Source organism: Ferribacterium limneticum, assembly GCF_020510585.1.
Lineage (GTDB): Bacteria > Pseudomonadota > Gammaproteobacteria > Burkholderiales > Rhodocyclaceae > Azonexus.
The window spans coordinates 2,610,240-2,633,438 of the sequence record NZ_CP075190.1 but is presented as its reverse complement, the minus strand read 5'-3'; the positions used below and the strand labels follow the sequence as shown (position 1 = coordinate 2,633,438).

Below are 23,199 nucleotides of genomic sequence, written 5' to 3'. Positions count from 1 at the left end.
GTCAATGAGTGAAACGATGGGGCTGGCCCTGATCGTCGGCGTGGTGGTGGTCATCCTGTTGCAGGTGGCGTTGTTGCTGCGCGGCAACCGGCAGCAGGACGAAGCGCGCTTCCAGGTGCAGCAGGAGGCCCAAGAAAAGGGGCTGATGCGCCTTGAACGCGAACTGCGCGAGGAACTGGCACGTGGCCGACGCGAGGTGGCCGAAGAGGCCTTCCGTGATCGCGAGGAAAGGGCGCAATCGTCCAACTTGCTGGGCCAGACGCTGTCCGCGCAGGTCGTCCAGTTCGGCGCAGCGCAGGCCGAGCGGCTGGAGGCTTTTGCGCGCGAGCTGAGCCGCTTTTCGCTGGGGTTGGACGAGCGGTTTGAGCGTTTGAAAATTGCGGTTGAATCCCGGTTGACCGCAATACAAGCCGACAACGCAGTCAAGCTGGAAGAAATGCGGCGGACGGTCGATGAAAAGCTGCATGCGACGCTTGAGCAGCGCCTTGGCGAATCCTTCAAGCTGGTCAGCGACCGGCTGGAGCAGGTGCATCGCGGCCTCGGTGAAATGCAGACGCTGGCCGCCGGTGTCGGCGACCTCAAGCGTGTGCTGACCAACGTCAAGACCCGTGGCACCTGGGGCGAGGTGCAGTTGTCGGCGCTACTCGAACAGTTGCTGACAGCCGAGCAGTTTGGCAGCAACGTGGCGACCAAGCCGGGTAGCAACGAGCGTGTCGATTTCGCCATCCGCCTGCCGGGCAAGGATGACGGCGCCGTTGTCTGGCTGCCGATCGACGCCAAGTACCCGATCGAGGATTACCAGCGCCTGCTCGACGCCCAGGATCGAGGCGATCCGGCCGGGGTTGAGGAAGCTTCGCGAGCCATCGAGACCCGCCTGAAGAACGAGGCCAGGAGTATTCACGAGAAATACGTCTCGCCGCCGCATACCACCGACTTTGCCTTGCTCTACCTGCCGCTCGAAGGTCTTTACGCCGAGGCGCTGAGGCGTCCGGGCCTGGCCGAAACGCTGCAGCGTGACTGGCGGGTCAGCCTGACCGGGCCGACGACGCTGGCGGCGATGCTCAACAGTTTGCAGATGGGTTTCCGTACCCTGGCCATCGAGCAGCGTTCGGCCGAAGTGTGGGCCGTGCTCGGCGCAGTCAAGACGGAGTTCAGCAAGTTTGGCGAGGCGCTGGCCCATACCAAGAAGAAGCTGGACGAGGCGAGCAACAGTATCAGTAAGGCGGAAACCCGGACGCGGCAACTGACGCGCCGGCTCAAGGAAGTCGAGGCGCTGCCGCTGGCAGAGGCCGAACAATTGATCGGTGTGGCGGATTTCGATGGCGAAGACGAGTGAACTTGAGGCCGCCTATATGGCGACGACTTATCGGGTGTTCCTGCCTGGTGGCATCTGCGAACTGCGCATCGGCCAGCCCTGCGAAACCCTGCGCTGCTGGCTTGAAAAGGCAGGCTGCACGGAGTTCGCGCTGATCACGGCGCACAATCCGGGTGGGCAGCGGGCCGATGATGCGACCAACGCCGAGCGTCAGTCGCAACTGGAGTGCGAGTTGCTGGAGGGCAACTACGAACCCTATGCGGCGCAGCATGAAGCCGATGCCGAAGGCTGGCCAACTGAGGAGAGCTGTTTCGTTCCCGATATTTCCCGTGAAGATGCCTGTGCCCTGGCCGCCGAATATGGGCAGAATGCCGTGGTTTGCGGCAGCGTCGATGCCATTCCCCACCTCGTCTGGATAGAAGATAGCGAACAATGAGCAGAAAAATCGGCCGTTTCGAAGTCCGTGGCGAGTTGGGGCGGGGCGCGCAAAGTGTGGTCAATCTTGGCTTCGATCCGCAGTTGCAGCGCGAGATCGCCATCAAGACCCTGCATTTCGCCACGCCCGATCCGGAGCATAAGGGCATGCTGCTCGACGAGGCGCGCACGGTCAGCCGGATGCGCCATCCGAGCATCGTGCCGATTTTTGAAGCGGGTGAGCAGGATGGCGATCTCTATCTCGTTTTCGAATACGTGCCGGGCAAGAGTCTGGCCGAGTTCCTGCGGCAGAGCGGCGCATTGCCGCCGGTCAAGGCGATTTCGATCCTCCGGCCTATCCTTGACGCGGTCGCTTATGCCCACGGACAGGGCATCATCCACCGTGATCTGAAACCGTCGAACATCCTGCTTGACGACAACGGTACGCCGCGTGTCATGGACTTCGGCATCGCAGCGCGGGTCGACGCGTCGAGCGACCCGAATGACCGGATCACCGGCACGCCGGGCTACATGGCACCTGAGTACATACTGCGGCGCGAGATCAGCGAGCGTTCGGATGTCTTCTCCACCGGACTGGTTCTCTTCGAAATGCTCACCGGGCGCCGTGCGGTGGTCGCCGATAGCACCGGCGCGGTCATGCAACGTCTGGCCAGCGAAGATATCAAGCTGCCGCAGGATGCTGCGGTCGACGAGCAATTGAGCGCAATTTTGCATAAGGCACTGGCGCGCGATCCGCTGCTGCGTTTTCAGACGGCGGCCCAGTTTGGCGAGGCGCTGGACAACTATCTGGACCCTGAAGAAGATGTTCCGGCCGGAGCTGGCGGTCGACAGGCAACGCTGGAGTTCCTGTTACGCCGGATGCGCCACAAAAGCGATTTTCCGGCCCTTTCCGAGTCGGTCAGCGCCATCAACAAGATTGCCAACAGCGAGACGGAAAGCATCGACAAGCTGTCGAACACCATCCTCAAGGATTTTGCGCTGACCAACAAGCTGCTGCGCCTGGTCAACTCGGCCTATTTCCGGCAGGCCGGCGGCGGCAGCATCAGTACCGTGTCACGGGCCGTGATCGTGCTCGGCTTCGAGGCCGTGCGCAACATCGCCATTACCGTCCTGCTCTTCGATCACCTGCAAAACAAGGCCAACGCCAACCAGCTCAAGGAAGATTTTCTGCGCGCCAACATGGCCGGGGTGCTGGCCAAGGATATCGGCGCGACGGCGCGCATGCGCGATCTGGAACAATCGTTCATCTGCTCGCTGTTCCACAGCCTGGGTCGCTTGCTGTCGCAGTTCTATTTTCCGGAAGACGCTGAAGAAATACGTCGCGTCATTGCGCAAAAGAACTGCAGCGAGGAGATGGCGGCGAAACAGGTGCTAGGCATCTCCTTTGAGGAGATTGGCGTCGCCATCGCCAAACTCTGGGGATTTCCGCCGCTGATCGTTTCCTCGATGCGGCGCTTGCCGGCCGGCCCGGTCAAGAAGGCGGTCGATCAGGAAGATCGTCTACGCACGCTGTCCGGCTTCTCCAACGAATTGTGTGACGTCATCGCACTGGCTACGCCCGAGGCGCGTGACCGCGAATTGAAGAAGACCATGACCCGCTTTGCCGACGCCGTGGCACTCGGTCAGAACGATGTAATGCAGACCGTGCAGCGCGCTGTCGAGGAGGTCGCCGATTTTGCCCGCATCATTCACCTCAACCTTCAGCAGACGACTTTCGGCAAGCAGATGCGCCTGTTTGCCGAAGCGGGCGTGGACGGCAAGGCGCCCGCCGACGACCAGAATAGCAGCGATTTTGCCGATGGAACGGTCATCGGGGAGAGCGACCCGCTAGTTGGTGTCGGGAGCGGTTCTGGTACACAAGCGGTCGATGCCCAGTCGGTGCTGACCGCCGGCATCCAGGACATCAGCAATACGCTGATCGATGGCTTTCAGCTCAACGACATCCTGCGCATCATCCTCGAAACAATGTATCGGGCCATGGGCTTCAAGCGCGTCGTGCTATGCATCCGCGACGCCAAGGCCGGTGTCATGCAGGGCCGCTTCGGCTTCGGTCCGGATGCCAACGAATTGGCCAAGGCGTTCCGCTTTCCGCTCAGTTTTGCACCGGATATCTTCCATGCTGCGACGTCGAAGGGCGTTGATCTGCTGATCAGCGACATCAACGATCCGAAGATCGCCGGCCGAATCCCCGACTGGTATCGCAAGGCCGTGCCGGCCAACTCCTTTGTGCTGTTCCCCCTCAATATCAAGGGCAACTCGGTGGCGTTGATCTATGCCGACCGCGATGAGCCGGGAGGGATTTCGATTCCGGAAAAGGAGTTGCAGTTGCTGCGGACGCTGAGGAATCAGGCGATTCTGGCCATCAAGCAGGGGTCGTGAATTAGCTTGGGGTTCCGCCTTGTTGGCGGGCGTACTTTCTTTTGCTTCGCCAAAAGAAAGTAGCCAAAGAAAAGGCGACCCCGAGGGCGGCGCCGGCTACGCCGGTTCCTTGCGCTACTCGGAACGCCGGGCGGCTGGCTAAACTCGCCTTCGGCTCAAACAACGCCAGCCGACTGCCCCCGGCCTTCCTGCGTTGCTCAGCGCCTTCCACGGGGACCCGAAAGGCATCCGCGCTCACCATTTGGTCGCAAAAAATCGGTTTCCACGGTCAACCGGAAAAAACGGCCAAAAATAAAATTAGTCTGTTACTCCCATCGGCTCCATCCCTGTCACTCCCGCGCAAGCGGGAGTCCAGGCCACCGCTGGATTCCCGCCTGCGCGGGAATGACGGCACCACTGCGTGGCCACGGGTCGTCTCACCGGGCCCCTTGAGAGGTGCCGAGCAACGCAGGGGCTGGCGGATTAAGGGCGAGGACTGTCTGAGGGCGCAGCCCGAGTTCCGCAGCCCCCGCCAGTCCCGAGTAGCGCAGGGAACCGGCGCAGCCGGCACCGACCCAGGGTCGCCTTCTTTTTGCTTACTTTTTCTTGGCGAAGCAAGAAAAAGTGAGACGCCCCGCAAGGGCGGAACCCCAAGCCAATCACGCGGGAAAGAGTTCCCGCCCGCAATCAGCATATCCCGCTTACGCGGGCAGACTTACCAGAGCTGCCACCAAGCCGTCTTGCTCTTCAAGCCATCCTTGTAGAAACGGCTCTTCGGGAAATTCTTCTTCATCACGCGATCAGCATCATCGCGCAGATCGTTCATACCCATCTTGTCGTAGGCGGTAATCATGATGAACATCGCCTCTTCGATGGCCGGCGCCTGCGGATAGGTCTTGATCGCGTACTGGGCACGATTTGCCGCGGCAATGTAGGCGCCGCGCTTGACGTAGTAGCGGGCGACGTGGACTTCCAGCGAGGCCATCGCATTGATCAGGTAGTTCATGCGCAGTGTGGCATCTGGCGTGTACTTGCTGCTCGGGAAGCGGGTGACCAGTTCCTTGAAAGCATCGAAGGCTTCGCGCGCCGCCTTGGGGTCGCGCTCGGTTGGGTCCTGCGTGCTGAACAAGGCGGTCAGTCCGAGGTCTTCGTTGAAGTTGATCAGACCCTTCAGGTAGTAGACGTAGTCGACGGCCGGGTGGCTCGGGTGCAGCTTTATGAAGCGGTCACAGGCAGCCAGTGCCGAACCGGGTTCATTGGCCTTCCAATACACGTAACCCATTTCAAGCTGGGCTTGCTGGGCATAGCGGCCGTAAGGGAAGCGGGCTTCGAGCTTCTCCAGCATTTTCGAGGCTTTGTCCCAGTTGCCGTCGGCCTGCGCATCCTTGGCTTCGCCATAGAGCTTGCCAGCCGACCAGCCGGCGGTTTCGTCGATCTGGTCGGGCATCGAACTGCAACCAGCGATAAAAGCGGCAATGAAAACAGCCATCAGCACTCGGAAGAGGGCGGGGAATGACTGGAATGCGGGTAAACTTCGCATCATGAATGATGATCCTGTTGAAAACTCCGGCGATTATAGCCGAACTGAACCGCTCCACCTGACCGTTCCTGACGCTAGTTACGGCCGCCGTCTCGATCAGGTGCTGGCCGAGTTGCTGCCCCAGCATTCCCGCAACCGACTGCAGGGCTGGGTGCGTGACGCCTGCGTGCTGGTCGATGGCAAGCCGGAAACCGAACCCAAACGCAAGATGATGGGCGGCGAAAGGCTGCTGGTCAGTGAGCCGACCGATATCCGCAACCAGCCTGAACTGCCTGAGGACATTCCTCTCGACGTTGTCTTCGAGGACGAAACCCTGCTCGTCATCAACAAGCCGGCCGGGCTGGTCGTCCATCCGGGCAGCGGCAACTGGAGCGGCACCTTGATGAATGCGCTGCTCCACCACGTGCCGGGGATCGAAGTGGTGCCGCGCGCCGGCATCGTGCACCGTCTGGACAAGGACACCAGCGGCCTGCTCGTCGTTGCCAAGACGCTGGAAGCGCAGACCGATCTGGTTCGCCAGTTGCAGGCGCGGACCGTGCGGCGCATCTATCTGGCCCTGGCGGCTGGCGCCATGAAGCACGAGGGTACCGTCAACGAGCCGATCGGCCGGCATCCGTCGCAGCGCATCAAGATGGCCATCGTGCCGGAAAATCGCGGCGGCAAGCCGGCGATAACCAATATCCGCATCCTTGAACTCTTTCCTTACACGACCTTCGTCGAGTGTTCGCTGGAAACCGGACGGACGCACCAGATCCGCGTGCACATGGCGGCCATCCATCATCCGCTGGTCGGCGATCAGGTCTATGGCAAGCACAACCCGAAATTGCCCGAGTTTCCGCGGCAAGCCCTGCATGCGACGCGCCTCGGTCTCGTGCATCCGCTGACCGGACTGAAAATGCAGTGGGAAGTACCGATGCCGGAGGATATGCGTGATCTCCTCGATTCCCTGCGCTATGGCTAATTTGCTGGTTCCGGACTGGCCGGCGCCAGCCCGGGTCCGCAGCTTGCAGACGCTGCGCGGTGCCGGTAGCAGTCTGGCACCGTGGGGCAGTTTCAATCTCGGCGACCATGTCGGTGACGATCCGGCCCATGTTGCAACCAATCGGGCCGTCTTGCGCGATCATTTGCCGGCTGAACCGGCGTGGCTCAAGCAGGTTCACGGCATTGCCACGGTCAACCCGAAAAAAAGCCCAAAATTGAAAGAGGCCGATGCGGCTTTCACGCGAGATCCCGGTGTGGTTTGCGCCGTGATGACCGCCGATTGCCTGCCCGTTCTCTTTTGCGACCGGGCCGGAACCGTCGTTGCGGCCGCTCATGCCGGTTGGCGCGGGTTGGCGGCCGGGGTGCTCGAAGCAACGATAAGGGACATGGCTGTGCCGGCCGAGGAATTGCTGACCTGGCTGGGGCCGGCCATTGGTCCATCGGCTTTTGAGGTGGGTGACGAGGTTCGCGCCGTTTTTGTTGCGCACGATGCACAGGCGGCTCAAGCCTTCGTCGCACATGGGCCGGGGAAATGGCTGGCCGATATTTATCTGCTGGCCCGCCAGCGCCTGACCACGGCGGGAGTAGCGTCAATCAGCGGCGGAGAGCGCTGCACCTTCAGCGAAGCAGCCGATTTCTTTTCTTACCGCCGCGATGGCGTGACCGGCCGCATGGCCAGCCTGATCTGGCTAGAGTCTTAAGCAGCCAATAAAGAGCCGGTCGGTGAATTCCGGATTCGCCGCAAAAGTTTGGGCTAGTTCTGTTGAGTCGGTTTAAAACACCGAGCCGGCGAAGACATCCTTGAAGTAGGCGTCTACCTCATTTTCGACGGCCCTGAGGCCGGGCAGGAAATTCGCCGCAGCAAGGTCCTGGCTGCTTGTCGCGCCCTTGAAAATGGCGTCGTAGCTCATCGTTTCGCCGTGTTTTTCGAGCTTGCCTGCGGTCATACGAGAAATGAGTTTACTGATGGACATGAAGCCTCCTTGATTGCCTGAGTGAGTTCATGTCATCAATATAGGACGAATGTTGCGGTGCAGCAAACAATGATTTCTTATCGGACAAATTAGTTTTCATTAATCGTCGGTGCGGCACCGTGTTGGCAATAGGCAGCGAGCCGATCTCGCTGCCTTGAGTTGCCGACTACTTTTTCCAGGCATCCGCCTGCACCAGCGAATCCTCCCGCCAGGCTTCCCGTGCGGCCTGATTGGCCACCCAGTTCGGCAGGAAGGTAAAGGCTTCGTCGAGCAGGTGCGGCGTGTGACGGCCCGGCGAGTAGCGCAGCGAACGCTCGTAATACTCGCGCAAGGCCGGCTTGAAATTCGGGTGGGCGCAGTTGTCGATGATCACCTTGGCTCGCTGCTTGGGCGACAAGCCGCGCAGATCGGCCAGCCCTTGCTCGGTGACGACCACCTGGACATCGTGCTCGGTGTGGTCAACGTGCGACACCATCGGCACGATGCAGGAAATGCTGCCACCCTTGGCGCTCGAGGGCGTCATGAAGATCGAGACGAAGGCATTGCGGGCGAAATCGCCGGAACCGCCGATGCCGTTCATGATCGAGGTGCCCATGATGTGGGTCGAATTGACGTTGCCGTAGATGTCGGCTTCGATCAGCCCGTTCATGGCAATGACGCCGAGGCGGCGGATCACTTCCGGATGGTTCGAGATTTCCTGCGGACGCAAGATGATGCTGTCTTTGAAGCGCGGCAAGTCGGCATTCAGCTCGACCAGTGCATTCGGGGAGAGCGAGAAGGAGGTGGCCGAAGCACAGGTCAGCTTGCCCGACTTGATCAGTTCGAGCATGCCATCCTGCAGCACTTCGGTATAGGCCGTCAGGTTTTCGAAGGGGCCATCCTGCAGGCCGGCCATCACGGCATTGGCGACATTGCCGACCCCCGATTGCAGCGGCAGCAGGTTGGCCGGCAGGCGGCCTTTTTTGACTTCGTGCTGGAGGAATTCGAGGATGTGGCCGGCGATCAGTTGCGAATTGGTGTCCGGCGGCGAGAAGGCCGAGTTGCGGTCAGCCTTGTTGGTTTCAATGACGGCAATGACCTTGTTCGGATCGATCTTGTAATACGGTTCGCCGATGCGGTCATCGGTCTTGAGCAGCGGAATCGGTTTGCGGTGCGGTGGCAGGGCGGTGCCGTAGTAAATGTCGTGCATGCCCTCAAGCGCCGGGTTTTGCCAGGAATTGACTTCCAGGATGATCTTGTCGGCCTGATCCAGCCAGGTCTTGTTGTTGCCGACCGAAGACGACGGAATCAGCCGGCCGTCTTCAAGAATGCCGGCGACTTCGACGACGGCGATATCGAGCTTGCCGAGAAAACCGCCCCAGACGAACTGGGCGACGTGCGACAGGTGGATGTCGATGTACTCCATCTCACCGGCGTTGATCCGTTTGCGGCAGGTCGGATCGGACTGGTAGGGCAGGCGCATTTCGATGCCATCGACCATGGCCAGCGCGCCGTCGAGTTCAGGCGCCGTCGAGGCGCCGGTCCACACGCCAATCTTGAATTTTTGCCCGTGCAGGTTGGCATCCATGATGCGCTTGGCCAGCGCCGTCGGAACCAGTTTCGGATAGCCTGCTCCGGTAAAACCGCTCATCCCGACATTGACGCCGGATTCGATGAGATTGGCGGCCTCGTCGGCCGACATGATCTTGCCGCGCATGGCGGCATTAAGGATGCGTGAACCTCCAACCATGTTTCTCGATGCTCCAGTATTGGGTTATCAACAAATGACGGACAAAAAACGAATAAAAAAAGAGCCCGCATAAAGCGGGCTCAATCCAGAACCTAAGCGCATGAAGGTCTGGAGGAGACGGGGCGCAATTTATCAAAGTCGCCGTAAGGCAACGAACGAGTTATTTTTGTTTGATAAATTAGTATTTCTTAACCGTGGCGCTTTTGGCTCAACGGGCCGGGGTGCTTTCAGCGGCCGGAGCGCTTGGCGCGGCGCTATCGGCGGGCTTGGCCGCCTCTTCCTGCCCGACGTTCGGCAGCGACGGGGGCGTAGCCGGCGCCGGCAGCGAGGGAGCGGCTACTGCCGGCGGCAGTGCTGCGACGGACTCGTCCTTTTTGCCGCAGGCGGTGAGTGCGACGGTAAGCAGTGCGGCAACGAGCAGTGACTTGTTCATGGTGATACCTTTCTTTCAGGGATGTTGGCGACATCGACCCGATGTCGGCCGAAACGAAACATTAGTCAGCGCCTTGCCGAGCGACAAACGACTATTTATGATGCAATACTTTAGAAAAACTTAATCGTTGGCCGTGACCTATCGTCTGCCCCCGCTGTCCGCCATGCGCGCCTTCGAGTCTGCGGCGCGCCATCTGAGCTTCAAGAAAGCTGCCGAGGAACTGCACGTCACGCCGGCTGCCGTCAGCCAGCAGATCAAGACCCTGGAAACCTATCTCGGCGTCGCGCTGTTTCGTCGTCTGACCCGTGCATTGGAAATCACGCCGCAAGGGCGGGCCATGCTGCCCAAGATTCGTGAAGGCTTCGATTGTTTTGCTGCCGCCATCGACAGTACCCGCAGTGAAGTCGACGGCGTGCTCACTGTGACGGCCCCGCCGTCATTTGCAACACGCTGGCTGGTGCCGCGTTTGCCCCGCTTTTCGCTGGCGCATCCGGAAGTCGAGTTACGCCTGTCGAGTCGTGGCGACAGTGTCGACCGGCGGGGCGAAACATTGTTGCTCGACAATGAGCGCTTCGATCTGCGCGAAGCGGGCAGCTTACTGGCCATTCGTTATGGCACCGGCAATTATCCCGGCCTGCAGGTGGAGCAAATCTTTGCGCCGGACTGGGTACCGGTATGCAGCCCGCGGCTGCTCAGTGCGGAGCGCCCGTTAGCCGTTCCCCAGGACCTGGCGCGTCACGTCTTGATCCATGACGAAACCATCGGCGACGAGGAAGGCCAGCCCGGTTGGCAGGAGTGGCTTTCCTGTGCCGGGGCAACTAACGTCGATGCCGAGCGCGGGCCACGGTTTTCAAATGCCGTCCTCGCTGTTGAAGCTGCGCTTGACGGGCAGGGCGTGGCCTTGGCGTTGAAACCGCTGGTCGAAGCCGATGTCGCGGCCGGGCGTTTGATCGTGCCTTTCGAGATCGCCGTGCCATCGCCCTTCGGCTATTTTCTGGTGATGCGCAAGGCGGTTGCCCAGCGCGAATCGGTCGCCGCATTCCGCCGCTGGCTCCTCGACGAGGCACTGGCGGTTCAGCCAAACTGGCCGGCGGGCGTATAATCCGCGCCTTTCTCAAGTAGCAGATTCCCGTGAGCACTCTTTCCTGGATCATTGCCGTTTCGCTGGCCGGCGGAGCATTGAGCGTGTTCGCCGCCGCCGCGGTGAGTCTCGCCCTCGGCGCGCATCGTATCAGTATGCTGATTTCCTACGCGATCGGCGCCCTGCTTGGCGCGGCCTTTCTGGAAATCCTGCCGCATGCGCTCGAACACGGGGATGTGCATCGGACAACGGCAACCGTCCTGTTCGGCATCATGGCGTTTTTCGTCCTCGAAAAGCTGGTCCTCTGGCGCCATTGCCATCACGACCATTGCGAGGCACATGATGCCCATGCTCCGGCCCATGACCATGGACGTTCCGGCCTGCTCATCCTGGTCGGCGACACCTTCCACAATTTTGTCGATGGCATCCTCATTGCAGCCGCATTTTTGCAAAGCACCGAGCTTGGCATCGTCACCGCGATGGCCATCATCGCCCACGAAATTCCGCAGGAAGTCGGCGACTACCTGATCCTGCTTCATTCCGGCTACAGCAAGGTCAGGGCGCTGGCCTTCAATCTGCTGTCCAGCCTGGCAACAATGGTCGGCGCCATGCTCGCTTATTTTGCCCTGACTGATTTGACGGAGTGGATTCCATCGCTGCTCGCTCTCGGCGCCGCCAGCATGATCTACGTTGCGGTGGCCGACCTGATTCCCGGTCTGCACAAGCGTTCCGAACTCAAGGAGTCGATCCTGCAGGTCCTATTGATCGGCTCGGGTATCGCCTCGATTGCCATCGTCCAGGCGCTGGTTGGCGAGTGATTCCCGATGCGCCCGGCGCTGTCGTCGGGCCTTGCTGCCACCCAGCCAGAGCAGCAAGGAGCAGGGCATAAGCCCGTAAAACAGGAATGAAATGATGCCGGCGACGACGCTGGGTTCGTTGACGGCAATCAGCAATGTAACGTAGAGCCAGCCGATTGCAACAATGTACATATTGAGTGCCTTGAAGAGGGCCTAATTATGCATGCAAATTCATTGACAGCGCTGAATCGGGTATGGAGAATCCAAGGGCTCAAACCCGACAACAATAGAGATGAGTCTTCCCATGGCGCAGGGATCGAACAATAACGACGCATTCGCAGGTTCTGCCGCGCAGTTCATGCAAAACGGGCAGAACATGATGCAGCAGTTCATGGACTATCTCGGCAAGGCCGGGGCTCCGGCTGGTGCATTGCCGCCGCCCGCCGTTGATCCTCAGGCGCTGACGGCGCTGCAAAAGCAGTTCATGGATCAGCAGATGTCGCTCTGGCAGGCGGTGCTGAACAAACAACCTGGACAGGACCCTGCCTTCAAGGTAGCGCCCGAGCCCGGCGATCGCCGTTTTTCGGCGCCAGAGTGGCGCGAAAGCCCGATTTACGATTACCTGCATCAGGCCTACCTGCTCAATACCCAGTATCTGAAGCAGGTCGTCGAAGTGATTCCGGCCGAGGATGCAAAGTCCAAGGAGCGCATGCGCTTCCTGGCCCGCCAGATGGCTGATGCCATGGCGCCGTCCAATTTTGCTGCGACCAACCCGGAATTCATCAAGCTGGCTCTGGAGACCAAGGGTCAGAGCATTACCGATGGCATCAACAACCTGATCAAGGATTTCGAGAAGGGCCGCATCTCGATGACCGACGAGTCGGTGTTCGAGGTTGGCAAGAACATCGCGACGACGGAAGGTGCCATCGTGTACGAAAACGAATTGATGCAGTTGATCCAGTATGCGCCGCTGACGCCCAAGGTTGGCACGCGGCCGCTGCTCGTGGTGCCGCCGTGTATCAACAAGTTCTACATCATGGACCTGCAGCCGGACAATTCATTGATCCGCTTCATGGTCGAACAAGGCAACACGGTGTTTCTGGTTTCCTGGCGCAATCCGAAGGAGGCGCAAGGCCATGCCGGCTGGGATGACTATCTTGAACAAGGTCCGATCACTGCGCTGCGTGTGGTCCAGGAAATTACCAAGGTCAAGCAGATCAATGCGCTGGGCTTCTGTGTTGGCGGCACCATTTTGACTTCGGCACTGGCTGTCCTCAAAGCGCGGGGGGAAGATCCGGTTGCTTCGCTGACCTTGCTGACCACCCTGCTCGATTTCTCGGATACCGGCGAAATTGGTTTGTTCATCGACGAAAAAGGTGTTGCCGCTCGTGAAGGTACTATCGGCAAGGGTGGCCTGCTACCCGCCCGTGATCTCGCGAATACCTTCTCCTTCCTGCGTGCCAACGATCTGGTCTGGAATTACGTCACCGGCAATTATCTGAAGGGCGAGAAGCCGAAGGCCTTCGACCTTCTCTACTGGAATTCCGATTCAACCAACCTGCCGGGCCCGTTTGCCTGCTGGTACATGCGCAACATGTACTTGGAAAACAATCTGCGCATGCCGGGCAAGCTCGACATGTGCGGTACCAAGGTCGATCTCGGCAAGCTCGATATGCCGGTTTATCTGCTGGCGACGCGTGAGGATCACATCGTTCCGTGGCATTCGGCCTACCAGAGTACGCGTCTGCTCGGTGGCAAGAGCCGCTTTGTGCTCGGCGCTTCCGGCCATATTGCCGGCGTGATCAATCCGGTCAGCAAGAACAAGCGCAGCTATTGGGTCAATGACGATGTGAAAAACGATGCCGAGGGGTGGTTGACCGCGGCAGAAGAGAGGAAGGGGAGCTGGTGGGCCGATTGGGCCGGCTGGCTCAAACCGTTGTCTGGAGAACAGCGGGCACCGCGCAAACCGGGGAATGCCAAATACAAGCCGATCGAACCGGCACCCGGCAGATACGTCAAGGAACGTGCGGTATAAAAACGTCTCAAGAGGGTATAACAATGTCGCGAGTTGCACTGGTTACTGGTGGAATGGGTGGTCTCGGCGAGGCAGTCTGCATCAAGCTGGCCGCATTGGGTTTCAAGGTTGTCACGACCTATTCGCCGGGCAATGCCAAGGTTCAGGATTGGCTCAAGGGAATGAACAACATGGGTTACGGCTTCAAGGCTTACCCGTGCGATGTGACCGATTTCAATTCGGCCCACGAGTGTGTCGAAGCGGTGAGCAAGGACGTCGGCCCGGTCGACGTACTGGTCAACAATGCCGGCATCACCCGCGACATGACCTTCAAGAAAATGACCAAGGCTGATTGGGATGCCGTCATCCACACCAACCTCGACTCCGTCTTCAACATGACCAAGCAGGTCATGGAGGGCATGGTCGAGCGCAAGTGGGGGCGCATTATCAATGTCGGTTCAGTCAATGGCCAGAAGGGCGCCTTCGGACAGACCAACTATTCGGCGGCCAAGGCCGGCATGCATGGTTTTACCAAGGCGCTGGCGCTGGAAGTCGCCAAGCAGGGGGTTACGGTCAACACGATTTCCCCGGGCTATATCGGCACCAAGATGGTGACGGCCATCCCGCAGGAAATCCTCGATTCCAAAATTCTGCCGCAGATTCCGGTCAATCGCCTGGGCAAGCCGGAAGAAATCGCCGGCCTTGTCGCCTACCTTGCTTCCGACGAAGCGGCGTTCGTGACCGGGGCCAATATTTCCATCAACGGTGGTCAGCACATGTACTGACCACCGCAGTTTTTACCCCGCTCTATTTAATCAAGGAAGGAATAACTATGACTCAACGTGTTGCTCTCGTTACCGGCGCTATGGGTGGTCTTGGAACCGCAATCTGTCAGGAACTGGCCAAGGCTGGCCACAAGGTGGTCGCTTCTTACCATCCGCAATTCGACAACAAGGATGCCTGGCTGGCTGAAATGGCTGAAGCCGGCTTCAAGGATTTCGTCTGTGTTGCTGGCGATGTCTCGTCGCTGGAAGACTGCCAGAAGATGGTTGCCGAAGCTGAAGCCGCTTGCGGCCAGGTCGACATCCTCGTGAACAATGCTGGTATTACCCGCGACCGCATGTTCGCCAAGATGGAAAAGGACGGCTGGGATGCGGTTATCGCCACCAACCTGACCTCGCTGTTCAACATGACCAAGCAAGTCTCCGCCAAGATGGCCGAGCGTGGCTGGGGTCGCATCATCAACATCTCCTCTGTCAACGGCGTCAAGGGTCAGGCTGGCCAGACCAACTACTCTGCTGCCAAGGCTGGCGTGATCGGCTTCTCCAAGGCACTGGCTGCCGAACTGGCCGCCAAGGGCGTGACCGTCAACGCCATCTGCCCGGGCTATGTTGCCACCAAGATGGTCATGGCGATCAAGCCGGAAGTGCTGCAGTCCATCATCGACACCGTGCCGATGAAGCGTCTGGCCAAGCCGGAAGAAATCGGTGGCGCCTGCGCCTACCTGGCTTCCGATCTGGCTGCCTTCATGACCGGCGCCACGATGAACATCAACGGCGGTCTGTACTACCAGTAATACAGGGTTGCGGCATTCGGCATGAAATCTTGCCGAAATTCTGCAATGCAACAGGAACGGGCGCCCATAAGCGCCCGTTTTTATTGCTATAATGTTGCACTGCACACAAACCTGTCCTGAAGGATCAAAGCATGACGGAACCGGTACGCCTGATCAAGAAATACCCCAATCGTCGTCTTTACGATACCAAGACGAGTGCGTACATCACGCTGGGCGATGTGAAGGAACTGGTCCTCAAGTTCGAAGTGTTCAAGGTGCTCGACGCCAAGACCGATGAAGATTTGACGCGCAGCATCCTGCTTCAGATCATCCTCGAAGAAGAGTCGGGCGGCATGCCGCTGTTCTCGAGCGAACTGCTTTCCGGCTTCATCCGTTTCTACGGCAGCACGATGCAGGGCATGCTCGGCAAGTACCTGGAAAACAACATGAAGACCTTCGTGGACTTCCAGGGCAAGTTGCAGGAACAGTCGAAGACCATGTACGGCCCGAACGGCGGCGACAATACCCACATGCAGACGGATTTCTGGAACCAGTTCCTGAATTTCCAGCAGCCGGCCATGCAGAACATGATGACTGCCTATATGGATCAGTCAAAAAAAATGTTTCAGTCGATGCAGGACCAGATGCAGACCCAGACCAGGACGATGTTCACGGGTTTTCAGTACAATCCTGGCGACAAGCCCGAATAAAGGGCTTTGCGGGCAGGTGATCTGCCCGCCACGGCGCATTTCAATTTTGGCCGTTATTTCCGGTTGACCGTAGCAATCCCGGTTGACCGTCGAATCCACGGTTACAGCACAATCTGCGCTCCCAGTTCGACCACGCGATTCGACGGAATCTTGAAATAGGCCGTCGCGCTGCCGGCGTTGCGGAACATCGCGACGAAAAGTAGTTCGCGCCAGTAGGCCATATCCGATTTCAGTTTCGGGATCAGCGTTTCACGGCCGAGGAAGAAAGAAGCGTCCATCATGTCGACGTGCAGCCCGGCCTCGCCGCACAGAGCGAGGGCAGCGGGGATATCCGGTTCGTCCTTGTAGCCGTACTGGACGACGACCTGTGAGAAATTTCCGGCCAGTTTGCGCACTTCGACGCGGTCAATATCCGGCACATACGGTACGTCGAACACCGAGACGCTGAGCACCACAACCTGTTCGTGCAGCGTCTTGAAGTGCTTGAGGCTGTGCAGCATGGCGTGCGGCACGGCTTCCGGGTCCGGCGTCAGGAAAATGGCGGTGCCGGGCACCCGCTCGATGCCGCCGCCGGCGATGTCTTCGATGAATGGCTTGAGTTGCAGGGCATCGGCCGCCAGTCGCTCATGGAGCAGTTCGCGGCCGCGTTTCCAGGTGGTCAGCAGGATGAAGACGCCGAGGCCGAAGACCAGCGGGAACCAGCCGCCATCGGGAATCTTGACCGAATTGGCGAGGAAGAAGCCGAGGTCGATGACGATGAAGGGCAGGGCGCCAAGCACGGCGCGCCACGGGCTCCACTGCCACAGGCGGATGGCGACGGCGATGGCCAGCAGGTTGGTGATCAGCATCGTGCCGGTCACCGCGATGCCATAGGCGGCGGCCAGATTCGATGAAGTCTTGAAACCGATGACCAGCCCGATGATGGCGATGAGCAGCAGCCAGTTGATGGCCGGCAGGTAGATCTGGCCCATTTCGCGGTCCGAGGTATGCTGGATTTCGAGGCGCGGCGTGTAGCCGAGCTGGATGGCCTGCTGGGTGATCGAGAAGGCGCCGGAAATGACCGCCTGCGAGGCGATGATGGTCGCCACCGTAGACAGGATGACGAGCGGGTAGAGCGCCCAGTCGGGGGCGAGCAGGTAGAACGGATTCTGGACGGCTTCCGGATTGTTGAGCAGCAGCGCGCCCTGGCCAAAATAGTTGATGACCAGGGCCGGTAGCACGTAGCCGAGCCAGGCGTAGCGGATCGGCTTGGCGCCGAAATGGCCCATGTCGGCATAGAGCGCTTCCGCGCCGGTGATGCAGAGGACGACGGCGCCGAGCGCGAAGAAGCCGAGAACCGAATTGCCGAGCAGGAAATTCAGGCCGTAAATCGGGTTGACTGCAGCCAGCACAGCCGGGTGCTCGATGATGGCCATGGCGCCGAAGCTGGCCAGCACGGCAAACCAGAGCACCATGATCGGGCCGAACAGGGCGCCGACGCTGGCCGTCCCGCGACGCTGGAAGAAGAACAGGCCGATCAGGATGCTCAGCGTGATCGGCAGCACATAGGGCTTGAAGGCTGGCGTGATGATCTCCAGCCCTTCGACGGCGGAGAGCACCGAAATGGCCGGGGTGATCACGCCGTCGCCGTAGAACAGCGCGGCGCCGAACAGGCCGAGGGCGATCAGCAGCTTGTGCCGGCGCGACGCCGGGTTGCCGTTGTGCAGGGCCAGCGTCATCAGCGCGATGATGCCGCCTTCGCCCTTGTTGTTGGCGCGCATGATGAAGGACACGTACTTCAGCGTGACGACGATGAGCAGCGACCAGAGGAAGAGCGAGAGCACGCCGAGGACATTGTCAGGCGTGATCGGCACCGGGTGATGGGCGCCGCCGAAGACTTCCTTGATGGCGTAGAGCGGGCTGGTCCCGATGTCGCCATAGACGATGCCGAGGGCGGCCAGGGTCAGCGTGGCGAGACGCTTGTTGTCGGTTGTTTGCATGCTGATTCCTTACGGCTGGAAGCGGTAGCCGACGCCAGTTTCGGTCAAAAAATGGGCGGGCTGGGTTGGATCGTTCTCTAGTTTTTGGCGCAGATGGCCGACGTAAACGCGCAGGTAATGGCTGCTCTCGACGTAGGACGGACCCCATATTTCGCGCAGCAGGTTGCGCTGGGTCAGCACCTTGCCGGGGTGGCCGAGCAGGGTGGACAGCAGGCGGTATTCGATGGGCGTCAGATGCACCGCTTCGCCAGCGCGCAGCACCAGGCGGCGGGACAGGTCGACCACGACCTCGCCGAATTCGACAACCGGCGTTGCCCCCTCGCCGCTGCGCAGGCGGCGGCGCAACAGGGCGCGGACGCGGGCGCGCAGCTCGCCGACGCTGAACGGCTTGGTCAGGTAATCGTCGGCGCCGGCGTCGAGGGCGTCGATCTTGTCGTTTTCCTGGGTGCGGGCCGAGAGGATCAGCACGGGCACTTCCGACCAGCCACGCAGGTCGCGGATCAGGTCGATGCCGTTGCCGTCGGGCAGGCCGAGGTCGAGGATGAGCAAGTCGGGCTTCTGGAGGCCGGCTTCGATCAGGCCGCCGGCCATCGTTTCAGCTTCGCTCACGGCGCAGCCTTCCTCTTCGACGGCCGCCCGGACGAAGCGGCGGATGGTCTTTTCGTCTTCGATGAGCAACACCTTGGGTTTGGGCGTGTTCATACGCTTTCCTCCTCAAGGACGGGCGGCGTGCCGCGCGGCAGGGTGAAGCTGACGCAGGCGCCGCCTTCCGGCCGATTGGTGGCGCGAATGGTGCCGCCATGGACTTCGATAATGGCCCGACAGATGGCCAGGCCAAGGCCGGTGCCCGGTTTGCCGGCAACGCTGTCGCCGCGCACGAACATGTCGAACAGCCGGTCGTTGTCGGTTTCCGCAAAGCCGGGGCCGCGGTCGCTGGTGGCGACTTCGACAAACTCGCCGGCCGGCTGCGCCGTGATCTCGAGGTTGGTGTTCGGCGGGGCGTATTTGGCGGCGTTTTCAAGCAGGTTGCAGAAGACGCGTTCGAGCAGCACGGCATCGAATTCGAGCAGCGGCAGGTCGGGCGGCAGACTGACCTTGACCGGGTGGGCGACGAGGGCGCTTTCGATGAGCTTGATGCTGGCGCCGATGACCTCTTCGAGCGGTTGCCATTCGCGGCGCAGATTGATTTCGCCGGCATTGAGGCGCGCCATGTCGAGCAGGTTGCCGACCAGGTTGGCCAGGCGGGCGGCCTGTTCGTGCATCGACTGGGCGGTTTCCAGGGCGGTGTCGGGCAGCGCCGGCTTGATCAGGAAGAGCGAATCGGCCAGCCCGACCAGCGCCGTCAGCGGCGTCCGCAAGTCGTGCGAGAGCGCCGACAGGATGGAACTGCGCAGCCGCTCGGCAAGCATCTTGAACTGCGTTGACTGGGCGACATCGACGTAATGCAGCCGTTCGAGCGCAATGCCGATCAGCGAGGCGAGCGCTTCGAGCAGGGCAACGTGCTCGTCGGGCACGCTGACGACTTCGGCCGGGAAGGCAATGGCGAGCACGCCGCGGGTGCGCATCGAAGCGCGCAAGGGCAGGTAGAGCGCAGCGTAACTGCTGCCGGACATTTCATGATTGCGGACCGTCTTGCCACTGTCCTGGGCAATGTTGGCGAGCAACGGATTGACCTTGCAGGCCGGGGCGGCGGAGGTCGCCAGCGTTGGATGGCCGTGATCGTCAGGTAGCAGAATGAGCGATTGAGCCTCAAGCTGCGCCAGCGTAAAGCTGCGCGCGATGTCGACGACCTGCGCCTGGGTCAGGGCGCCGGCCAGTTGCCGGGCCGCATCGTAGAGCGCCTGCGTGCGTTGCTCGCGCATCTGCGCTTCACGCGCTTTATGTTTGAGGCCGGCCGCCAGTTGGCCGGTGATCAGGCCGGTGATCAGCATGACGGCGAAGGTCACCAGATACTGGATGTTTTCGACGGCCAGCGAAAAGCGCGGTGGGACGAAAAAGATGTCGAAGAGCAGGACGCCGAGAATCGAGGCGAGCACCGCGCTGCCGCGCCCGAAACTGATGGCGACGAGCAATACCGTGAGCAGAAAAAGCATGACGATATTGGCCAGATCGAGATAGCCGAGCAGCGGTGTCGCCACCAGCGTAGTCGCGGCGCAGGCCAGGACCGTGAGCAGCGTGCGCTGCCAGGGCTTGAAACGCTCTGGCGGTGGCGTGACTGCTGGGCTTTCGCTGTTCATAATTTTCTCTCTGCAATCCGACATTTCCAGCCGACGGCTTCGCAACAACAAACGATGAGTATTCTCGCCATCCCGGCGTAAAAATGTCGTAAAGATTTGAATGCTGGTGGCAGATAAAAATGTGCATCCGGACGGATGACAGCGCACTAAAATGGGCGGATACCATTCTTCCAGGCAGGGTTATCCGGTGAATACGTTCTCATTCGATTGGCCAAACAGCGCCAGGCAATTGGTCGGTCAGGCGCAAAGCGGGGTCGAACTGGCGAAGCTGATCATGTCCGGCACCACGGCCATCGAGTCGTGGCTGATCGCCCACCGAATTTTGCCGGCGCTGCAGGAAAAGGGGCTGGCAACGCTGTGTTTCAGCCTGGATGCCCATCACGAAAAGCACGCTGCATCATGCATTCCCTTGCCGGACGGGAGCGCTTTCATCTGCAACGTCCTCGGCATATGGTCGCCGCTGGAAAAGGACGATGCGACCCATGAACTCCAGTACATCGGCTCGCGTTATGCGCCTGGCGATCACTGGCTGAGAGGTTTCGAAGCAATGCTGAATTTGCCTGACGGGTCGAGCCAGCCGGTGACGCCGGGCAAGGTCGCCAGTTTTTGGGCCGACTTGACCGGCGTCAGGCTGAGCGGTTTCGAGACGGGCATATTCGACCAGATCGATGCGATCGGGCACGGCGTGGCCGACAAGGTGTTTACGACGCAGGGGCGTCTGGGCTTGTAGCCGGGGCTAATATTGACGCTTGGGACTTGAAGGCGTGAAAGCCGAGTCCGGGGCCGGTCGGTAGTTGCAACTGACCGCCAACGATGGCCGGCTTGCTGCCCGTATCTTCGGCAAACCAGTCGGCCGTGGCCAGACCGTGCACGGCGTCTGGCGCCACGGCAGCGGCGAGATGGGCACAGGCGAGCAGGCCGCAGGCGCTTTCCAGGCTGGAGGTGACGATGACTTCAATGCCCGAGGCGCGGGCGCGCAGGGCGAGTTCGACGCTGGCCAGCAATCCGCCGTGGCGGGCCGGCTTGATGACGATGCGACGGACCGGCGGGTGGCGGAAAAAGTGGGCGTCGAGCAGATGGATCGATTCGTCGATGGCCAGCGGGAATGCTGCGGTCGACTGCAGTTTTTGCAGTAAAACCGGCGCTGGTTCGGCCAGTGGTTCTTCGAGACCTTCGATGTGCAGTCCGGCGCAGGCGGCGACGAAGTTTTCGGCGTCGGCAAAATTCCAGGCGCGGTTGGCGTCGAGGCGCAGGCGCAGCCCGGCCGGAAGCGACTTGGCGAGTTGGTGCAGGGCGGCGATTTCATCGTTGACCGGGGCGATGCCGACTTTGAGCTTGAGGACGCTGAAACCGGTCTCAGCAGCATCGGCCAGTGCGTCGGGAGCGCACTTTAAAATTGGCCCGAAATTCCGGTTGACCGTGAGATTGCTCACTGGCGCCTCGCCACTGAGCCAAGCGTTGAGCGGCAACTCGGCTTGCTGGGCAATCAGATCGAGGTGGGCGCATTCTTCGGCGAAGGCCGTGGCGGATGTCTCGCTGATGCCGAATTCGGGCAGCGGCGCGCAGTCGCCCCAGCCGGTCAGGCCGTCGGCCGATTGCAGGCGGAGCAGGCGGCCTTCGCGCTGATTTAACTCGCCGCGGCTGGTTTGCCACGGGCGGTTGAGCGGCAGGGCGTAGGGCAGCCAGTCGGCGCCGATAATTTTCACGGCCGTTTGCGATACTTGCCGAAGTTGGGCGGGCGGCGTTCGAGCCAGGCGTTGCGGCCTTCCTGGCCTTCTTCGCTCATGTAGAACAGACCGGTGGCGTTGCCGGCCAGTTCCTGGATGCCGGCCAGCCCGTCGGTATCGGCGTTGAAACCGGCCTTGATCATGCGCAGCGCCATGGGCGAGAGCTTGAGCATGTCGCGGCACCAGTTCACCGTTTCTTCTTCCAGTTTTTCCACCGGAACGACGGCATTGACCAGGCCCCAGTCGAGCGCCGTGGCCGCGTCGTACTGGCGGCAGAGCAGCCAGATTTCCTTGGCGCGTTTTAACCCGATGGTCCGCGCCATGAGCCCGGCACCGAGGCCGGCATCGAAGCTGCCGACACGCGGTCCGGTCTGGCCGAAACGGGCGTTGTCGGCGGCAATGCTCAGGTCGCAGACGAGGTGCAGGACGTGGCCGCCACCGATGGCAAAGCCGGCGACCATGGCGACGACCGGTTTGGGCAGCCGGCGAATCTGCATCTGCAAATCGAGCACATTGAGGTGCGGCGTGCCACCTTCGTCGATGTAGCCTTCCGCGCCGCGTACCTTCTGGTCGCCGCCGGAGCAGAAAGCTTCGTTGCCGGCGCCGGTCAAAATGATGGCGCCGATGCTGTTGTCGCGGTGGGCGCAGTGAAAGGCATCGATCAGTTCACTGACCGTTTCCGGGCGAAAGGCATTGCGCCGTTCCGGGCGGTTGATGGTGATCTTGGCGATGCCTTCGGCCGTTTCGTAGAGGATATCGGTGTAGGTGTGGGTGCTTTGCCAGCTGATGCTGTGGGTCATGGTTCGCGAATGATGGGGCAGGAAGGCAGAGTATAGCCGGGCCTTGGCGGGGCGGCATCGGCGCCGGGCGCTGGATTTCGCAGCGCAGAGTGGCTATGGTAAATCCATGTAATTGTCGTGCGTTTGAACCACGCACGTGCAAAAATGTCTGTCTAGTGTTGTGCTGGAAATCTATCGTGAAAGAACGTCGCCGCTCCCCTCGTGTATTCCTCCAAGGCCACGTCTCCCTGAGTTTGGGTGGCATGCACCTTGAGTTGCCGGCGGCTGACATTTCGGTTTCCGGTATCGGCGTGCTGATCGACGCGGCCGTTCTCGGCGCCAAGCCGAGCGGTGAAGTCGGCGTCTGCCGGATCGATTCGCCCGATCTCGGCGGGCGGGTCGAAGCCTACGTCAGCATCATGCGCATTCGCCGCGTTGGTGAACGCCGGCTGGTCGGCCTGCGCTTCGAGTCGATCAGCGACGACGAACTCGAGCTGATCCGCGAATACAAGCGGAAGTGCCGGGAAACCCCGGCAGCTTCCTGATCGCTCCCGG

The 23,199-nt window shown here is 60.7% G+C and carries 23 protein-coding genes; 13 read left to right on the top strand and 10 right to left on the bottom strand.

What is annotated here, in order from left to right; all coding sequences use genetic code 11:
• The first annotated feature begins 4 nt into the window (after positions 1-4).
• From KI613_RS12805 to KI613_RS12795, 3 genes are read left to right on the top strand one after another with little or no spacing between them, the layout of a single operon-like run.
• Entirely contained in the window at positions 5-1,336 is a 1,332-nt protein-coding gene (locus KI613_RS12805; protein ID WP_226400043.1) for a DNA recombination protein RmuC, read from the top strand.
• Positions 1,320-1,751, top strand: a complete 432-nt coding sequence (locus KI613_RS12800) for a DUF3293 domain-containing protein (RefSeq protein ID WP_226400041.1) — start codon at positions 1,320-1,322, stop codon at positions 1,749-1,751. The genes KI613_RS12805 and KI613_RS12800 overlap by 17 nt, the downstream gene beginning before the upstream one ends.
• The gene (locus KI613_RS12795) at positions 1,748-4,129 is read left to right on the top strand and encodes a serine/threonine protein kinase (protein ID WP_226400039.1); all 2,382 of its coding nucleotides are present in this window, start codon (positions 1,748-1,750) and stop codon (positions 4,127-4,129) included. Before KI613_RS12800 ends, KI613_RS12795 begins: the two co-directional genes overlap by 4 nt.
• Before the next feature lie 694 nt (positions 4,130-4,823).
• Here KI613_RS12795 and KI613_RS12790 read toward each other — a convergent pair.
• Complete coding sequence (locus KI613_RS12790) at positions 4,824-5,597, bottom strand: outer membrane protein assembly factor BamD (RefSeq protein WP_226400037.1); 774 nt, start codon at positions 5,595-5,597, stop codon at positions 4,824-4,826.
• A gap of 52 nt (positions 5,598-5,649) precedes the next feature.
• Here KI613_RS12790 and rluD point away from each other — a divergent pair, with 52 nt between their 5' ends.
• Positions 5,650-6,609, top strand: a complete 960-nt coding sequence (gene rluD / locus KI613_RS12785; RefSeq protein ID WP_226400035.1) for a 23S rRNA pseudouridine(1911/1915/1917) synthase RluD — start codon at positions 5,650-5,652, stop codon at positions 6,607-6,609.
• Complete coding sequence (pgeF, locus tag KI613_RS12780) at positions 6,602-7,330, top strand: peptidoglycan editing factor PgeF (RefSeq protein ID WP_226400033.1); 729 nt, start codon at positions 6,602-6,604, stop codon at positions 7,328-7,330. The genes rluD and pgeF overlap by 8 nt, the downstream gene beginning before the upstream one ends.
• A 72-nt stretch (positions 7,331-7,402) precedes the next feature.
• Here pgeF and KI613_RS12775 read toward each other — a convergent pair whose 3' ends face one another.
• The 3 genes from KI613_RS12775 to KI613_RS12765 form a co-directional block, all read right to left on the bottom strand.
• Complete coding sequence (locus tag KI613_RS12775) at positions 7,403-7,603, bottom strand: hypothetical protein (RefSeq protein ID WP_226400031.1); 201 nt, start codon at positions 7,601-7,603, stop codon at positions 7,403-7,405.
• A 166-nt stretch (positions 7,604-7,769) separates the two neighbouring features.
• Positions 7,770-9,332, bottom strand: a complete 1,563-nt coding sequence (locus KI613_RS12770; RefSeq protein WP_226400029.1) for an acetyl-CoA hydrolase/transferase family protein — start codon at positions 9,330-9,332, stop codon at positions 7,770-7,772.
• Between the two features lie 208 nt (positions 9,333-9,540).
• Positions 9,541-9,765 carry a hypothetical protein gene (locus KI613_RS12765; protein ID WP_226400027.1) on the bottom strand — a complete coding sequence of 75 codons (225 nt, stop codon included), beginning with the start codon at positions 9,763-9,765 and terminating at the stop codon, positions 9,541-9,543.
• A gap of 133 nt (positions 9,766-9,898) precedes the next feature.
• Between KI613_RS12765 and gcvA the strand changes: the two genes are divergently transcribed.
• Complete coding sequence (gene gcvA / locus KI613_RS12760; RefSeq protein ID WP_226400025.1) at positions 9,899-10,867, top strand: transcriptional regulator GcvA; 969 nt, start codon at positions 9,899-9,901, stop codon at positions 10,865-10,867.
• A gap of 29 nt (positions 10,868-10,896) precedes the next feature.
• On the top strand, positions 10,897-11,664 hold the full coding sequence (locus KI613_RS12755; RefSeq protein ID WP_226400023.1) for a ZIP family metal transporter: 768 nt from the start codon (positions 10,897-10,899) through the stop codon (positions 11,662-11,664).
• Here KI613_RS12755 and KI613_RS12750 read toward each other — a convergent pair.
• On the bottom strand, positions 11,605-11,835 hold the full coding sequence (locus tag KI613_RS12750) for a hypothetical protein (RefSeq protein ID WP_226400021.1): 231 nt from the start codon (positions 11,833-11,835) through the stop codon (positions 11,605-11,607). The genes KI613_RS12755 and KI613_RS12750 overlap by 60 nt on opposite strands.
• Before the next feature lie 112 nt (positions 11,836-11,947).
• On the opposite strand from KI613_RS12750, the gene phaC reads away from it, so the two are divergent.
• From phaC to phaR, 4 genes are all read left to right on the top strand, one after another.
• Positions 11,948-13,678 carry a class I poly(R)-hydroxyalkanoic acid synthase gene (gene phaC, locus KI613_RS12745; RefSeq protein ID WP_404826924.1) on the top strand — a complete coding sequence of 577 codons (1,731 nt, stop codon included), beginning with the start codon at positions 11,948-11,950 and terminating at the stop codon, positions 13,676-13,678.
• 23 nt (positions 13,679-13,701) lie between these two features.
• Positions 13,702-14,442 (top strand): acetoacetyl-CoA reductase, encoded by a 741-nt coding sequence (gene phbB / locus KI613_RS12740; RefSeq protein ID WP_226400019.1) that lies wholly within the window; start codon positions 13,702-13,704, stop codon positions 14,440-14,442.
• A 47-nt stretch (positions 14,443-14,489) separates the two neighbouring features.
• Positions 14,490-15,233, top strand: a complete 744-nt coding sequence (gene phbB / locus KI613_RS12735; RefSeq protein ID WP_226400017.1) for an acetoacetyl-CoA reductase — start codon at positions 14,490-14,492, stop codon at positions 15,231-15,233.
• A 131-nt stretch (positions 15,234-15,364) separates the two neighbouring features.
• Complete coding sequence (gene phaR / locus KI613_RS12730; RefSeq protein ID WP_226400016.1) at positions 15,365-15,922, top strand: polyhydroxyalkanoate synthesis repressor PhaR; 558 nt, start codon at positions 15,365-15,367, stop codon at positions 15,920-15,922.
• Between the two features lie 101 nt (positions 15,923-16,023).
• Here the strand turns inward: phaR and KI613_RS12725 are convergent, their stop codons facing one another.
• From KI613_RS12725 to KI613_RS12715, 3 genes are read right to left on the bottom strand one after another with little or no spacing between them, the layout of a single operon-like run.
• Positions 16,024-17,901 (bottom strand): potassium transporter Kup, encoded by a 1,878-nt coding sequence (locus KI613_RS12725; protein ID WP_226400014.1) that lies wholly within the window; start codon positions 17,899-17,901, stop codon positions 16,024-16,026.
• 9 nt (positions 17,902-17,910) lie between these two features.
• Positions 17,911-18,603: a two-component system response regulator KdpE gene (kdpE, locus tag KI613_RS12720; protein WP_226400012.1), complete on the bottom strand. Its 693-nt coding sequence runs from the start codon at positions 18,601-18,603 to the stop codon at positions 17,911-17,913.
• Positions 18,600-20,138: a DUF4118 domain-containing protein gene (locus KI613_RS12715; protein ID WP_226400010.1), complete on the bottom strand. Its 1,539-nt coding sequence runs from the start codon at positions 20,136-20,138 to the stop codon at positions 18,600-18,602. The genes kdpE and KI613_RS12715 overlap by 4 nt, the downstream gene beginning before the upstream one ends.
• 187 nt (positions 20,139-20,325) lie before the next feature.
• Between KI613_RS12715 and KI613_RS12710 the strand changes: the two genes are divergently transcribed.
• Positions 20,326-20,868: a hypothetical protein gene (locus KI613_RS12710; RefSeq protein WP_226400008.1), complete on the top strand. Its 543-nt coding sequence runs from the start codon at positions 20,326-20,328 to the stop codon at positions 20,866-20,868.
• Here the strand turns inward: KI613_RS12710 and menC are convergent.
• Both menC and menB read right to left on the bottom strand, forming a co-directional pair.
• Positions 20,840-21,844: an o-succinylbenzoate synthase gene (gene menC, locus KI613_RS12705; RefSeq protein WP_226400006.1), complete on the bottom strand. Its 1,005-nt coding sequence runs from the start codon at positions 21,842-21,844 to the stop codon at positions 20,840-20,842. The genes KI613_RS12710 and menC overlap by 29 nt on opposite strands.
• The gene (gene menB, locus KI613_RS12700) at positions 21,841-22,665 is read right to left on the bottom strand and encodes a 1,4-dihydroxy-2-naphthoyl-CoA synthase (RefSeq protein WP_226400004.1); all 825 of its coding nucleotides are present in this window, start codon (positions 22,663-22,665) and stop codon (positions 21,841-21,843) included. The genes menC and menB overlap by 4 nt, the downstream gene beginning before the upstream one ends.
• A 176-nt stretch (positions 22,666-22,841) precedes the next feature.
• Between menB and KI613_RS12695 the strand changes: the two genes are divergently transcribed.
• Positions 22,842-23,189, top strand: a complete 348-nt coding sequence (locus KI613_RS12695) for a PilZ domain-containing protein (RefSeq protein ID WP_226400002.1) — start codon at positions 22,842-22,844, stop codon at positions 23,187-23,189.
• Positions 23,190-23,199 lie beyond the last annotated feature (10 nt).

Excerpts from the sequence above, each read along its gene's own strand:
- phbB (WP_226400019.1), top strand. The coding sequence starts at position 13,702 with ATGTCGCGAGTTGCACTGGTTACTGGTGGAATGGGTGGTCTCGGCGAG.
- pgeF (WP_226400033.1), top strand. The coding sequence starts at position 6,602 with ATGGCTAATTTGCTGGTTCCGGACTGGCCGGCGCCAGCCCGGGTCCGC.
- KI613_RS12795 (WP_226400039.1), top strand. The coding sequence starts at position 1,748 with ATGAGCAGAAAAATCGGCCGTTTCGAAGTCCGTGGCGAGTTGGGGCGG.
- phbB (WP_226400017.1), top strand. The coding sequence starts at position 14,490 with ATGACTCAACGTGTTGCTCTCGTTACCGGCGCTATGGGTGGTCTTGGA.
- KI613_RS12790 (WP_226400037.1), bottom strand. The coding sequence starts at position 5,597 with ATGGCTGTTTTCATTGCCGCTTTTATCGCTGGTTGCAGTTCGATGCCC.
- KI613_RS12725 (WP_226400014.1), bottom strand. The coding sequence starts at position 17,901 with ATGCAAACAACCGACAACAAGCGTCTCGCCACGCTGACCCTGGCCGCC.
- KI613_RS12770 (WP_226400029.1), bottom strand. The coding sequence starts at position 9,332 with ATGGTTGGAGGTTCACGCATCCTTAATGCCGCCATGCGCGGCAAGATC.
- KI613_RS12715 (WP_226400010.1), bottom strand. The coding sequence starts at position 20,138 with ATGAACAGCGAAAGCCCAGCAGTCACGCCACCGCCAGAGCGTTTCAAG.
- KI613_RS12750 (WP_226400021.1), bottom strand. The coding sequence starts at position 11,835 with ATGTACATTGTTGCAATCGGCTGGCTCTACGTTACATTGCTGATTGCC.
- phaC (WP_404826924.1), top strand. The coding sequence starts at position 11,948 with ATGGCGCAGGGATCGAACAATAACGACGCATTCGCAGGTTCTGCCGCG.
- kdpE (WP_226400012.1), bottom strand. The coding sequence starts at position 18,603 with ATGAACACGCCCAAACCCAAGGTGTTGCTCATCGAAGACGAAAAGACC.
- KI613_RS12805 (WP_226400043.1), top strand. The coding sequence starts at position 5 with ATGAGTGAAACGATGGGGCTGGCCCTGATCGTCGGCGTGGTGGTGGTC.
- rluD (WP_226400035.1), top strand. The coding sequence starts at position 5,650 with ATGAATGATGATCCTGTTGAAAACTCCGGCGATTATAGCCGAACTGAA.
- KI613_RS12775 (WP_226400031.1), bottom strand. The coding sequence starts at position 7,603 with ATGTCCATCAGTAAACTCATTTCTCGTATGACCGCAGGCAAGCTCGAA.
- phaR (WP_226400016.1), top strand. The coding sequence starts at position 15,365 with ATGACGGAACCGGTACGCCTGATCAAGAAATACCCCAATCGTCGTCTT.
- KI613_RS12800 (WP_226400041.1), top strand. The coding sequence starts at position 1,320 with ATGGCGAAGACGAGTGAACTTGAGGCCGCCTATATGGCGACGACTTAT.
- KI613_RS12765 (WP_226400027.1), bottom strand. The coding sequence starts at position 9,765 with ATGAACAAGTCACTGCTCGTTGCCGCACTGCTTACCGTCGCACTCACC.
- menB (WP_226400004.1), bottom strand. The coding sequence starts at position 22,665 with ATGACCCACAGCATCAGCTGGCAAAGCACCCACACCTACACCGATATC.